This window comes from Halobaculum litoreum, from assembly GCF_030127125.1.
Lineage (GTDB): Archaea > Halobacteriota > Halobacteria > Halobacteriales > Haloferacaceae > Halobaculum > Halobaculum litoreum.
On sequence record NZ_CP126157.1, the window covers coordinates 205,987 to 219,274 of the forward strand.

Annotated in this window: 12 protein-coding genes; 4 read left to right on the forward strand and 8 right to left on the reverse strand. The window is 72.2% G+C overall.

Annotated features, from left to right (window positions below):
• Positions 1 to 54 precede the first annotated feature (54 nt).
• The 4 genes from P0R35_RS15945 to trxA form a co-directional block, all read right to left on the reverse strand.
• Positions 55 to 1,074, reverse strand: coding sequence for a hypothetical protein (locus P0R35_RS15945; protein WP_284014756.1), 1,020 nt, complete (start codon positions 1,072 to 1,074; stop codon positions 55 to 57).
• 216 nt (positions 1,075 to 1,290) lie between these two features.
• Positions 1,291 to 4,848, reverse strand: coding sequence for a right-handed parallel beta-helix repeat-containing protein (locus P0R35_RS15950; RefSeq protein WP_284014757.1), 3,558 nt, complete (start codon positions 4,846 to 4,848; stop codon positions 1,291 to 1,293).
• A gap of 545 nt (positions 4,849 to 5,393) precedes the next feature.
• A complete protein-coding gene (locus P0R35_RS15955) occupies positions 5,394 to 5,774 on the reverse strand; it encodes an ACT domain-containing protein (RefSeq protein WP_284014758.1) in 381 nt (126 codons plus the stop codon).
• Positions 5,775 to 5,865: 91 nt separating this feature from the next.
• A complete protein-coding gene (gene trxA, locus P0R35_RS15960) occupies positions 5,866 to 6,285 on the reverse strand; it encodes a thioredoxin (RefSeq protein ID WP_284014759.1) in 420 nt (139 codons plus the stop codon).
• Positions 6,286 to 6,450: 165 nt separating this feature from the next.
• Here trxA and P0R35_RS15965 point away from each other — a divergent pair, with 165 nt between their 5' ends.
• Together P0R35_RS15965 and P0R35_RS15970 are read left to right on the forward strand one after the other, a co-directional pair.
• Entirely contained in the window at positions 6,451 to 7,926 is a 1,476-nt protein-coding gene (locus P0R35_RS15965; protein WP_284014760.1) for a lamin tail domain-containing protein, read from the forward strand.
• Complete coding sequence (locus tag P0R35_RS15970; RefSeq protein WP_284014761.1) at positions 7,923 to 8,378, forward strand: DUF3006 domain-containing protein; 456 nt, start codon at positions 7,923 to 7,925, stop codon at positions 8,376 to 8,378. Before P0R35_RS15965 ends, P0R35_RS15970 begins: the two co-directional genes overlap by 4 nt.
• Positions 8,379 to 8,411: 33 nt before the next feature.
• Here P0R35_RS15970 and P0R35_RS15975 read toward each other — a convergent pair whose 3' ends face one another.
• The 4 genes from P0R35_RS15975 to P0R35_RS15990 are packed head-to-tail and all read right to left on the reverse strand — an operon-like array spanning position 8,412 to position 12,036.
• Positions 8,412 to 9,347 (reverse strand): DMT family transporter, encoded by a 936-nt coding sequence (locus P0R35_RS15975; RefSeq protein ID WP_284014762.1) that lies wholly within the window; start codon positions 9,345 to 9,347, stop codon positions 8,412 to 8,414.
• A 49-nt stretch (positions 9,348 to 9,396) separates the two neighbouring features.
• Positions 9,397 to 10,236, reverse strand: a complete 840-nt coding sequence (locus P0R35_RS15980) for an ABC transporter permease (RefSeq protein ID WP_284014763.1) — start codon at positions 10,234 to 10,236, stop codon at positions 9,397 to 9,399.
• A complete protein-coding gene (locus P0R35_RS15985) occupies positions 10,226 to 11,020 on the reverse strand; it encodes an ABC transporter permease subunit (RefSeq protein ID WP_284014764.1) in 795 nt (264 codons plus the stop codon). Before P0R35_RS15985 ends, P0R35_RS15980 begins: the two co-directional genes overlap by 11 nt.
• The gene (locus tag P0R35_RS15990) at positions 11,020 to 12,036 is read right to left on the reverse strand and encodes an ABC transporter ATP-binding protein (RefSeq protein WP_284014765.1); all 1,017 of its coding nucleotides are present in this window, start codon (positions 12,034 to 12,036) and stop codon (positions 11,020 to 11,022) included. The genes P0R35_RS15985 and P0R35_RS15990 overlap by 1 nt, the downstream gene beginning before the upstream one ends.
• A 145-nt stretch (positions 12,037 to 12,181) precedes the next feature.
• On the opposite strand from P0R35_RS15990, the gene P0R35_RS15995 reads away from it, so the two are divergent.
• A complete protein-coding gene (locus tag P0R35_RS15995; RefSeq protein WP_284014766.1) occupies positions 12,182 to 12,616 on the forward strand; it encodes a DUF7575 domain-containing protein in 435 nt (144 codons plus the stop codon).
• Complete coding sequence (locus P0R35_RS16000) at positions 12,609 to 13,220, forward strand: TetR/AcrR family transcriptional regulator (RefSeq protein ID WP_284014767.1); 612 nt, start codon at positions 12,609 to 12,611, stop codon at positions 13,218 to 13,220. The genes P0R35_RS15995 and P0R35_RS16000 overlap by 8 nt, the downstream gene beginning before the upstream one ends.
• Positions 13,221 to 13,288 lie beyond the last annotated feature (68 nt).

The following is a 13,288-nucleotide window of genomic DNA, read 5'->3' on the forward strand; positions in this document are numbered from 1 at the left end:
GGCACGGTGTGCGGTCGCGGACACGGTGGTTTCCGGGGGACTCCCCGGACCGACTCAGGGAACGACCCGCTCGGCCGACGGCTGCCACGCGAGGAGCCGGTCGGGCGCGACCGCGACCGCGACGAGCAGCGCCGGGCCGACGAGGAAGCCCGCCCACGTGACGAGTGCCGCCAGTCCCGCGACGGCGAGGCCGACCCGCGTCCGTGCGGCGATAGTACGGGGCGTCCGGGCGGCGACCCGAAGCGCCCACGCCCCACAGGTCGCCGGCACGGCGACGTACACCGCGGTGACGAGCGCGCCGGCGGTCGGGCCGGTGGCCGCGAGCACGACGCCGGTCTGGACGAGCGTGTTCACCCCGGTCGCGAGAAGCAACAGCCCCCCTGCAGCGACGAGGACCGTCGCTACCGTCCATGGCCGCGACTCCACCTGCCGGCGAAACAGGCCGGCGCCCGCGACGAGCGCCAGCGCGAACGGACCGACGGCGAGCGCCGGCGACTGCCCCTCCCACAGGCGGTTCTCGACGAGGCTGAACGGGACCGTGGCGTACTCCGTCGGCGTGAACGACTCGCGGTAGCCGATCGCGACGCCGGCGGCGCCGTTGCGGACCTCCGGTTCGTACAGCGCGACGAGGTACGTCGTTCGTTCGTCGGTGCTCCGCTCGAACGCGGCGGTTTCGTAGTTCGCCGACGGCGCGAACGGCTCGTACCCGGGCGACGCCGGGCGCTCGCCTTCGACGACGATCGTCCCCATCCCGTCGGGCACCGTGACACCGGCCGGGGCGTCGCGCCCCTCGAGTCCGGGCGCCATCACGACCAGTGAGGGCGTGAACTCGTCGCTGCGTGGCGTGAACGCGCTGACAACGAGCCGTTCGCCCGCGTCGACCGTCACGCGGTAGTACTGGGCCCGTCCGTCCTCGATCTCGTCGTAGTACGACCACGACTTGGCGGCGTCGGTGACCGTGACCGCGAACCGCGGGCTGTCGTTGTTTCCCGGATCGCTCGGGACGTGTGCGGCGACGGGCGGCACGGCGATAGCGAGCGCGATCACCACGAGCGCGACCCGGCGGGGCGTCATCCTCCCGACCCACGACCGGGACACGCTTCACTGTACGGTCACCGGCTATCGTCGTGGTGGCGGCGTCGGGTGCCCCGAACGCGACGGCACTCGCTCCGGCCGTCGCCGCAGTGCGGGGACGACGCCCGCGGCGCCTCGTGGGGGCCGACGGGCCGGGAGTCGCGGTGTCGCGACGACCCACGTGAGCTCGTCTCCGTCGGTCGATCTGTCGGGCGGTCAGTCGGTCAGCTCGTCCGTGACGTCCTCTCCGTCGAGTCGGAACTCCTCGCCGCCGTCGCCGCCGGAGACGGTCACTTCGATGATCTCGCCGGAGAACTCGAAGGCGTCGCCGGCGTTGTCGCCGGTCGACCCCCGGATCGTGACGGTCCCGTCGCCGTTGTCGACCACCTCGTCGCTGGAGTCGGCCGCGACGGTGTCGGATCTCGTCCCCTCGGCGGTCCCCTCGACGACGATCTCGTACTCGAAGGTGGCCTCCGTGGTCGCGAGGATTTCCAACAGCCCGTCGTCGGCCGTAACGCCCGTGCCGGCGGTGTCGTCGTCCGCGCTTCCGTCGTCACTGTCTCCGCTGTCGTCGCCATCGTCGCTGTCGTCGCCGTCATCGCCGTCATCGCCGTCATCGCCGTCATCGTCGTCGCCGGCCGCGATTACGTCGCCGTCGAGCAGGACCTCCCACCCCGAGTCGGCGCCGTCGACGCGGACGTCGACAACTTCTCCGGTGACCTCGAAGGCGTCGCCGGCGTTGTCGCCGGTCGATCCGCGGATCGTGACGGTTCCGTCGCCGTTGTCCACCACCTCGTCGCCGGAGTCGGCGGATTCAGTGTCGGTTGCGGTGCCCTCGGCGGTTCCCTCGACGACGATCTCGTAGTCGAACTGGTTGTCCGCCGTCGAGAGCACGCGGAGGGTGGACGGTTCCGCGTCGTCCGAGCCACCGTCTCCGTCCCCGTCGCCGTCGTCGGTGTCGGTGTCCACCACATCGGTGACGTCCTCGCCGCCGAACTCCAGCCTGAATCCGTCGTCGACGCCGTCGACCTCGATGCTGCGGATCTCGCCGGTGATCTCGAAGGCGTCGCCCGCGTTGCTCCCGGTGGATCCGCGGATCGTCACTGTTCCGTCGCCGTTGTCCACCACCTCGTCGCCGGAGTCGGCGGACTCGGTGTCGGTTGCGGTTCCCTCGGCGGTCCCCTCGACGACGATCTCGTAGTCGAACTGGTTGTCCGCCGTCGAGAGCACGCGGAGGACCGTCCCGTCGCCCACGAGGCCGGTGCCGTCGTCGCCGCCGGACCCGTCGCCGCCGCCCGTGTCGCTTCCGAGGAACGGTGCCACGGTGCCCGTGCCGGTGACGGTCGCCGAGAGGCCGGCGGCGGCGGTCTGCGTCCAGTCGCCGTCGGCGAACGTGTACAGTCGCGCGGTCGTGCCGTCGTCCCCGGGCACGTCGAACCCGACGGTGAGCCCGCCGGTCGCGCCGCGGACGGCGACGCCGCGGTCGGTCGCCGGGTCGCCGGGCAGCGACGCCGAGACGCCGCCGACCGGCACGAGGCCGACGGAGGTGCCCTCGTCGTCCACCCCTTCGAACGTGACGGCCTCGGTGCCGGGGGTGTCGAGGGTCACGGCGTCGTCGACCGTCACGCCGCGCAGCCGGAGGCTCCCCTCGTCCTCGACGACGACGACCCGGCCGTCGGCGGGGTCGAGGATCCGCACGTCGACCAGCGCGGCGCCGGAGAAGCTGTCCCCGGAGACGGCGGGGCCGCGGGTGGCCTCGATAGTCGTGTCGGTCACGAGGTTGTCGAAGGCGTCGGAGAACCGCACGCCGTACTCACCGTTGTCACGGATCGTCGAGTCCCGGACGACGTTGTTCTCGGCGTCCGTGCTGAGGTAGACGCCGCCGCCGTCGTTGCCGACGACGGTGAGCCCCCGGAACTGACTGTCCTCGACCACCTGCGCGAGGAACAGCCCCCGACCGTCGTTGTCGGAAACGGTCGAGTCCTCGACGGTGAGGTTGCTCGTCTCCCAGACGTACATGCCGGTGTCGCCGTCCGTCACCGTGACGTTGCGAAGGACGCTGTCGTCGGTGCCGTACAGGAGGATCCCGCCCGTGTCGGCGACCGTCACGTCGACGAACTCGACGCGGGGGCCGGGACTGTCGACCGGCGGCCCGGCTTGGACGCCCGCCGCCCAGTCGGACAGGCGGACGTCGCGAACGGTGACGTTCGTCAATCGCTCGTCGTCGGTCGGGCTGAGCACGCGGAGGCCCAGCGAGTCCTCGACGCCGGTCCCCGGCCCGGCGACGGTGTAGCCGTTGCCGTCGAGCGTCACGTCGCTCGCGCGAACGTCGATGCACGTGTCGGCCGCGTCGGAGCCGACGTCGCCCGTCAGCTCGTACCGGCCCGGCTCGGTGATCGCCGTACACGAGTCGATCTGTGTCGCCGAACCGCCGTCCGTCTGGTCGGTGCCGTCCTGCAGCGCGACGACGACGCCGTCTTCGGCGACCGTGCCGACCAGTCGGTCGTCGACGACCCTCGCGTTGGGCATCCGGACCCACGACCCGTCGTGGTTGGCCCACAACGACACGTCGGTCGCGGCAGCGTCGTCGAGGGCGACGCCGACCTCGACCGGCGCGCCGACGTTCCGCACGGCCAGTCCGGCCTCCCCGACGAGCGTGCCGTCGAGCCCGCCCGGCACCTCGCCGGTGGCGACGACGCCGACGCCGCCGGCGAACGCGGTCGGCTCGCCCGAGCCCGGGGCGAGGACGAACCGGTCGCCGACGGTCACGTCGCGGACTCTGAAGGGGTCCTCGCCCTCCTCGACACGGAACTCCGGACCGGCGTTGTTCGCGACGGTCACGTTCACGAACGCCTCGCGGTACGCGGGGTCGCTCACCACGCCAGAGTCGCCGTTGTCGCGGACGACCGAGTCGCGCACGGTGTTGTCCCCGGAGTCGGCGAACCGGATCCCCGGGCCCTCGTTGTCGACGACGCGGGCCCGGACGAACGCGTTGTCGGAGACCGAGTCGCTCAGGTAGACGCCCTCCCCGTTGCCGACGGCGGTGAGGTCGACGAACCGGCTGTCGGAGACCGTATCCGAGAGGAACACCCCGGTGTCCGCGGATCGGACGGTCAGGTTCCGCGCGAGCAGGTCACGCACTTCGAGGAGGTACACGCCGAAGCGACCGCCCTCGACCGTGACGTTCCGGAGCGTGCTGTCCTCGGACTCGAGCATCGAGATCCCGCCCTGACTGTTCGCGACGGCGACGTCGGCGAGCGTCACCTGCGTCCCCATGGCGTCGTCGTCGCCGACCCGGACGGCGTCCGCGAACCCGGAGAAACGGAGGTCGCTGACGGTGACGTTCTCCAGCGGCGTGTCGTCGGGGGCGTCGCCGCCGCGCTCGCCCTCGAACACCAACAGCCCCATCGAGTCGGGCGAGCCGTCGCCCGAGACCGTGTGCCCGTCGCCGTCGATGGTGACGTCGCTCGCGCGGACGTGGAGACACGGCTTGGACCCGCGCATGGAGAGGTCGGCGACGAGGACGTACCGACCGGGTTCGGTGATCGCACGACACGCGTCGATCTTCGTCGGTACGCCGCCGCCGCCCCGTCGGGCGTCGTCACCCGACCCGGGGTCGGGGACCGGAACCGGCGGGCCGATCCCGACGGCCGTCCCGATCGACTGCGGGGCGACGTCGGCGGTGCCGAGCGCGCCGACGGCCGGCGCGGTGACGGCGATCGCGGCGACGACGATCACGACCAACGCGGACGAAGAACCGCGTAGCGGACCCATTGTGAGTTACCTCACCACCCGACCGACGGCGACCGATTCGCGCCCTCGCTCGCGTTCGTTCTCCCCCCGCTGCCCTCGGTGGCGACTCCGATGATCCGAGACACTCATCCCGGATCTCCCGACCCGGAGGGCCGCTATTGTTAGTCGGACGCCACGGATCGGCCCGTCGACCCCGCGACGAGCCGTCGCGTGACAACCTCGGCTTACCGGCGACCGCGGCGGCAACGACCTGTCGCCCGCCCGTCAAGGGGTAAGCCGACCGTTCGCGAGCGTCGCGAGAGACGATCCCCCCGGCCGCGGGTATCGATCCCGGCAATCGGGGCGCGTAGTGGCCGCTTGTATAAGTACCGCCGAGCGAACACCCGGTCGCGGGGCGCGAGGGGACGGGCGTGGCGCACCCCTCGCGACCCCGTCCCCCTGGACGCGCGGTCGGCAGGCGGCTCCCCCTACTGCCGACCCGCGTTTCGCCTCCGTCCGGCGATGCCGGACGACCGGGCCTCCCGTGGAACCCCCCTCCACGAGTCCCGTTCGGACTCGACGGGGTCTCAGGTGACGGTACAGCCGAGCGCCTCGAGCCGACGCCGTGCGGCGGCCACGTCGCCGTCGTCGACGAGGACGTGGTCGGTGGAGTACGAGGAGAGCGCGAAGATCGACACCCCCGCGTCCGCGAGTTCGCCCGCGACGACCGCGAGGAAGCCGACCAACTCGAAGGGGAGCTCCATCTCGAAGGTGAGACGCCGCCAGCCGCGCGAGACGTCGGTCGCGGCCTCGGGCACGCCGCCGGCCTCGTCGACGACGACCGTCGTCTCCGTGTCGTCGCGAACGGTCGCGAACGCCGACGCGACCGGCGCCTCGACGCGGCAGACCGCGTACGTCGCCGGCGCGACCCGAACCGTCCCGCCGTCGAGGAACTCGTGGGGATCCATACCCGGCCGCACGCGGACGGCGTGGATAAAGCGTCGCACGCGGCTACACCGGGGCGGGTTCGCGAGGGGCTCGCCCGGTCGACGCGCTGGATTACGCGTACCGACCGATCAGCGAGACGATCTCGTCTTTGCCGCGGACGCCGACGAGCTGCTCCACCTGCTCGCCCGCCGCGAACAGCACCATCGTCGGAACCCCCTGAACGCCGTAGCGTCGCGCGAGCGCCTGTTGCGCGTCGACGTCGACCTTCGCGACGGTCGCGTCCGTCTCGGCGGCGATCTCGGTCACGATCGGGTCGAGCATCTTGCACGGGCCACACCAATCCGCGTAGAAGTCTGCGAGGACGACCCCGGCGTCGGCGACGAGGTCGTCGAACTGGTCCGGCCCCTCGACGTGAACCGGCTCGCTCCGTCCCGCACCGGCGCGCTCGCCGGCCGCCTCTCGTTCCAATCGTTGCCGGAGCTGCTCCGCCTTTCGCCGTCGGATCTCCTCGACGTCGGTCGAATCGCTCATCACCCGCCGTACGGTCCTGACCGACATAACGGTTGTGTATATTCTACCCAAGACTAACTGGAGTCAGGACGACGCACCGAACGAGTCCCCCGTCCGACACCCGGAGCCGTCGTGCTGTCGGCGGGACGGACATACCACTATACCCGTCGGCCGCGTCGTCCCGCCATGAACGCGACGCGCGGCCGAACGCTCGCCCTCGTGGTACTCGTCGTGCTCGCGGGCTGTCTCGGCGGCTCCGCACCCGCCGGGGAGGGAGCCACGACGGCGGGCACGGCCGACGCCACGACCGACCCGACCGAACGGGCCGACACGACGGCCGTCGACGTCGAGGGGACTCTCGAGGTACACTTCATCAACGTCGGACAGGCCGACAGCACGCTCGTGATCGGACCGAGCGGGGAGACGATGCTCATCGACACCGGGCACTTCACCGACGACGGCGAGGTGGTGCTGTCGTACCTGCGAGCCCACGACGTCGAGCGGATCGACCACCTCGTGACCACCCACGCGGACGCCGACCACATCGGCGGGAACGCCGACATCATCGAGTACTACGAGACGGAGGCCGACGGGATCGGCGCGGTGTACGACCCCGGGATCGCGTCGACCTCACAGACGTACGAGGAGTACCTCGACGCCGTCGAGCGGCACAACGTGACGCTGTACCTGACACAGGAGGGCGACGAGATCCCGATGCCGGGCGTCGACGTCGACGTGCTGTCGCCGCCGAACCCGTACCTCGCCGGCGAGGACCGCAACGAGAACAGCATCGTGTTGACGCTCGTGTTCGGCGCGACGGGGGTGCTGCTCACCGGCGACGCCGAGGGCGAGGCGGAGGAGCACCTCGTCGAGACGTACGGCGAGACCCTCGAGACGACCGTCCTGAAGGCGGGTCACCACGGGAGCGCCGGGAGTACCGGCGGGCCGCTCCTCGACGCGGCGTCGGCCGAGGCGGTCGTGATCTCCAGCGCGTACGACTCCCGCTACGGCCACCCGCACCCCGAGACGCTCGACCGGTTCGCCGAGCGGTCGCTCACGACGTTCTGGACGGCGACCCACGGCACGGTCGTGCTCACGAGCGACGGCGAGACGGTCGAGGTGGCGACCCAGCGTGCGGCGCCGACCGACCCGGACCGCCTGCGCGAGGGGTCGGCGATCGAGCCGGAGAACGACGCGCCGGTCGAGCGTCGGTACACGATCACGCCGGACGGGGCGAGCGCGGCCGACGCGGCGACGACGGAGCCGACGGCCACGGCGACCGCGACCGACGGCGGCACCGACACCCCCGACGACGGCGGGGCCGCGGACGGGTCGCTCGCGATCGCGACCGTCCACGCGGACGCGGCGGGCGACGACAACGACAACCTGAACGACGAGTACGTCACCTTCGAGAACGTCGGCGAGTCGACGCTCGATCTGTCCGGGTGGACGGTCGCGGACGCCGCCGACCACGTGTACACCGTTCCGGACGGCACGACGCTCGCCCCCGGCGAGCAGGTGACGCTGTACACCGGGAGCGGCACCGACACCGCGGGCGAACTGTACTGGGGGTCGGGGTCGGCCATCTGGAACAACGGCGGCGACACCGTCGTCGTGCGCGACGCCGACGGGACCGTCGTGCTCGAGGAGGCGTACTCGTGAGCGACCGCCCCGACGTGCCCGACGGCACGTACACCGTCGTCGTCGACCGGATCGAGGACGGCCTCGCCGCGCTGGAGGTGCGCGACGGCGACGACAGCTACGAACTGCTCGTGGAGCCGGCGGCCCTCCCCGCCGACGCCCGGCACGCGAACGCCGTGGTCGACGTCGAGATAGTGGACGGCGAGATCGTCGACGCTGTGTACGATGCCGCCGAGACCGACGAGCGGCGTTCGCGGGCGCAGTCGCGGTTCGACCGGCTCGCGCGGCGCCCGCCGCCGTCGACGGCCGACTCGTCCGACGACGAGTCAGGGTCGGATTCAGCGGGTGACGGGACGGCCGACGACGACGAGCAGCCTTCGACAGCGGACGTGCCGACCGACGGGGACGACGAGGAGTCCGCTCCCGACGCCGAACCCGCCGACGGCGACGACGAGGAACCCGACGGCGAGTGATCTGTGGGTGGCGCCGGTCGGACCGGACCGCCGTCAGTCCGCCTCCGTCGTCGCGCCGTCGACCCACCCGCGGAGCTCCGTCCGGATCGCCTCCCGCTTGAGGAGGACGAAGCCCGCGATGATGAGGAGAAAGCCCGCGCCGGTCGCCGGCGACGGCACTTCCCGGAGGAACAGCCACCCCGAGAGAGCCGCGAACACGGGCGCGACGTAGGAGACGAGGTTGATCTCGATCGGGCCGAGCCGGTCGAGCAGTTCGAAGTACACGAGGAAGCCGAGGGCGCTCGCCGCGAGCGAGAGGTACACCAGCGCCGCGAGCGCCTCGGCGGTGAGTTCGACCGCGGCGACCGACTCGCCGAGCCCGACCGACACCGCGTGCATGATCACCGCGCCCAGCAGCATCGACCACGCCTCCATCGTCTCGATGGGGAGGTCGGAGTCGACGCGGCGGGTGAGGACGCTCCCGAGGGCGAAGGAGGCGGCGGCACCGAGGATCAGCAGTTTCGGCACGGTCGCGCCGCCCAGCAGGTTCGCGGGGTCCAGTTCCGAGAGGACGGCGACGCCGACGAGGCCGAGGAGGAGCCCGACCACGCCCAGCGCCGTCAGGCGCTCGTTCGGCAGGAACGCGCGTGCGAACCCCGTCGTGAGCACCGGGCTCAGGCTGACGACGACGGCCGCGGCGGCGCTGGTCACCAACTCGTTCGCCTCGCCGACGAACAACAGCGCGTGGTACGCGGCGATGAGGAGGACCGCGCCGATAGCGACCTCCGCCCACGCCGCCCGCCCCCGCGGGACCGGCGTGTCGGTCGCGTAGACCGCGTACGCGAGCATCACCACGCCCGCGACGTCGTAGCGTACCGCAGCGAACAGCACGGGCGGGAAGTACGCCAGCCCGGCTTTGATCGCCATGAACGCCGACCCCCAGACGGCCGCCAACAGGAGGAACAGTCCGAGCGTCCGGTAGCGTGACACACCGGCGGTGGGCGGGCGAGGCGTTTGAACGGTTCGTCTCGCGGCGGGGTCACAGATCCCGCCGGGCGAACACCGCCTGCGCGGCGAGGAGCACGGCGACGGTGACGACCGCGAGCGTCGCCGCGCCGGCGACGTCGAGCCGGCCGTCGACGAGGACGGCCGCGGCGTCGAACTGCCGCGAGGGCGACACCGCGCCGACCCACGCGTACGTGGAGATGCTCGTGACCGACTCCACCAGCCACGCGCCGAACACGAGGGCGAGCACGACCCGTCCGGCGGTCCGGCCCCGCCGGACGACCACGCCGGAGAGGACGCCGACGGCGCCCCACGTCAGGAGGAACGGCACCGACAGCGCGTGCACCGCGGCGAGCCCGCCCGCCGACAGCGGCGCGCCGAGGGCGCGGGAGCCGGCGTACAGCACGACGGGGACGACGGCGTTGACGACCGCCACCGGCACCAGCAGCGCGAGGAACGTCCCCGCGAGGACGCTCCCCCGGGCGACCGGTGCCGCCAGCAGCGTCTCCAGGCGGTCGTCGCCGAGAGGGGCCGACACCGCGGTCGCGCCGCTGTAGCCGACGTACCCCGCGAGCCCGACGACCCAGCCGAACGTGTAGAACTCCCCGGCGAGCAGCCCCTCGACGGAGGCGGCCGTGTCGAACCCCAGCAGCGCGACTATCGCGGGCGGAAGCGACGCCAGCACCTCCTCGATGTTCCCGCCGGCGACGATGTCGGGCACGATCCACACGAACAGCAGGCCGAACGCGGACAGACCGACCGCGAGGAGGACGCTCGCGCGGAGCCGTCGCTCGGCTTCGAACCGGAACACCGCCCACGTGGCGGCGGCGGCCGATGGGCCGCCGTGCGTCCGAGCGGCGCCGTCAGCGTCCATCAGACGTCCACCTCGCCGAACCACGCGGCGGCCAGCGCGACCAGCACCAGCGTCGCGGCGAGGAGGACGCCCGCGCCGACGAGGTCGTACTCGCCGGCCGTGAGCACCGCGAGCGGGTCGTAGTAGCGCGTCGGCGACACCGCCCCGAGCCACGCGACGCTCGTGCCGTCGGTGACGGTCGCGACGAGGAACGCCGCCACGACGCCGCCGGCGGCGACTCCTCGGCGAGCGTCGTCCGCGGGGCGACGACGGAGACGAGCAGCCCGAACGCCCCGCAACACAGCAGGTACGGCACCGACAGCGCGTGGACGGCCACTAGGTCCGCGAGCGGGACCGACAGGCCGACCACGCGCGTCCCCGCGGCGACCGCACACAGTACGGCGACGTTCGCGAGGCCGACCGGCACGAGCAGCGCGAGGAACGTCTCGACCACCACCGCCTGCCGCGACACCGGCGCCGCCAGCACCGTGTCCATCCGGCCCGTCTCGACGGCGTCCGCGATGGTCCCCGCGGCGGTGTAGGCGACGTACGACCCCAGCCCGAGCAGCCAGACGAACTGGTACAGCTCCAACGCGAGGAACCCCTCGATGGTGCCGATGGCGGCGAGGTCGAACCGCTCGACGAGCGCCGGCGGGTACTGGGAGACGAACGCCGCGAGGTCGACCTCGCCGAGCAGCCCCGGCGCGAGGAACACGATCAGCGCCGCGAACGCCGCCAAGCCGAGCGACAACGCCACCGACCCCGGGAGCCGCTGTCGCGCCTCGAACCGTGCGGTCGCCAGCATCAGGGCCCGCCCCCGTCCCCGTCGCCGAGCGCGCCGGTGCCGGCGGCCGGTTCCGGGGACGCCGCGACGCCGTCGTCGTAGAAGCGCATGAACACCTCCTCGAGCGGCGCCTCCTCGACCGTCAGGTCGACCACCTCGTACCCGAGGAGGTGCCGCAACAGCGGCTCGTACCGCCCGGTGTACGTGAACGACACCGTGGCGCCGGCGGTCGCCGTCCCGCCCGCCGCCCCCGGCGCCTCCTCCGCGCCCGCCGTCCCCGGTTCCGGCCCGCCTCCGTCGACGGTCACGTCGTGTGCGCCGTCGAGGGCGAAGGCGTCGGCCTCGATCGGCTCCGCAATCTCGACGCGCACGGCCTTGCCGCTGCGGTGGAGCAAGTCGTCGACGTCCTCCAGGGCGGCGAGGCGCCCGTCGCGGACGATGCCGACGCGGTCGCACACCTTCCGGACCTCGCCGAGCACGTGCGAGGAGAAGAAGAACGTCTTACCCCGCGCCCGCTCCGCCCGGACGAACGAGAGGAACCGCTCCTGCTTGAGCGGGTCGAGCCCGGCGGTGGGTTCGTCCATGATCACTAGGTCCGGGTCGTGCATGAACGCCAGCACGATGGCGAGCATCTGCCTGTTGCCCCGGGAGTAGTCGCCCACCGGTCGGTCGAGCGGCGGGTCGAACGTCTCCAACAGCGTCTCGCTGCGGACGTCGCCGCGGAGCGCCCCGTGGTAGCGCAGCAGGCGCCGCCCGGTGACGCGCTCGTCGAAGCCGGGCTCGCTCGGGAGGTAGCCCACGTTCGCGCGGGCCGCCCGCAGCGCCGCGGCGTCGCGAACGTCGGCGCCGAGCACCGTCGCCGTCCCCGCGGTCGGCGACTGGAACCCCATGAGCGTCCGGATCGTCGTGGTCTTGCCGGCCCCGTTCGGGCCGAGGAACCCGAACACCTCCCCCTCGCGGACCGTCAGCGAGAGGTCCTCGACGCCGCGGACGTCGCCGTACCGCTTCGTGAGCCCGTCGAGTTCGATCGGGTGCATGAGTCGGACTGGACATCGACGCGATCGCGATATGAGCGATTCGGTCCGGCGTCCGACACGTACCGGGACGCCGGGCGACCGGATCGGGTGGCTCGGGCGGCCCGTAGCCGGAACGACTTAGTTTGACTAACTATTCAGTCAATAGGTGAGCAGTCTCCGACGTCCCCTCCGGCCGTGGCTCGCCGCCGTGTTCGGCGTGCTCGTCCCCGGGACGGGACACCTCTATCTCCGACGGTGGCGGCGCGCGGCGGCGTGGATCCTCCTCGCGTTCGGCGTGAGCGTCGTCGCGACGCCGGACGCGCCGGTCGAGTCGTTCGTCGGCCTCGGCGCCGGGAGCGTGACCGCGGCGGTGGCGATCGCTGTCGTCACCGGGGTGTCGGCGGTCGACGCCTTCCTGCTGGCGCGCGGGTCGACGACGGCGACGGACGCGAGCGACTCGGCGGCCGGCGGCGCGGGCCCCGGCACGCGGATCGTGGCGTGCCCGAGCTGCGGGCGCGATCTGGAGCCGTCGCTGGCGTTTTGTCACTGGTGTACGGCCGAGTTCGGCGACTTCCGCGTCGTGGAGGGCCGGCGTGAGTGAGTCGCCGGGCGACCGCGGCGACCGCTCGGAGGTCGAGCTCCGGATCGTCGAGGCGACGTTCGCGGCGATCCACCGCCACGGCTACTCGGACCTGACGATCCAGGCGATCGCCGACGAGTTCGAGAAGAGCAAGTCGCTGTTGTACTACCACTACGACGACAAAGACGAGATCGTCGCGGACCTGCTCGACTACGCGCTCGACTGGTTCCTCTCGGCCGTCGACGACCGCACGACCGACGACCCGGTCGAGAACCTCCGCGCGGTCGTCGAGGAACTGCTACCGGTCGACCCGACCGACGAGGAGCTCGCCGGGCGCCACGTCGTGATGGAGTTGCGGGCGCAGGCGGTGACGAACCCGGAGTTCCGGGCGACGTTCACCGAGATCGACGAGCGACTCCACGACCGGATCGCCGGACACGTCCGGGAGATCCTCGACCGACGCGGCGTCGAGGGTGTCGACGCCGACGACGTCGCCGAGCAGTTCCTCGCGGTGCTCAACGGGACGCTCATCGAGAGCGTCACCACCGACCGCGACGTGACCCCCGCGATGCGCCGGTCGCTGTTGACGCGCCTCGAGACGCTCGCCGGGGAGTGCCCGGAGTGACTCGCGGGTCCCGTGTCGCTGGAACGCGTGGCCCGTTCTAAGCCCGTGGCCGACGAACCACACCGTCG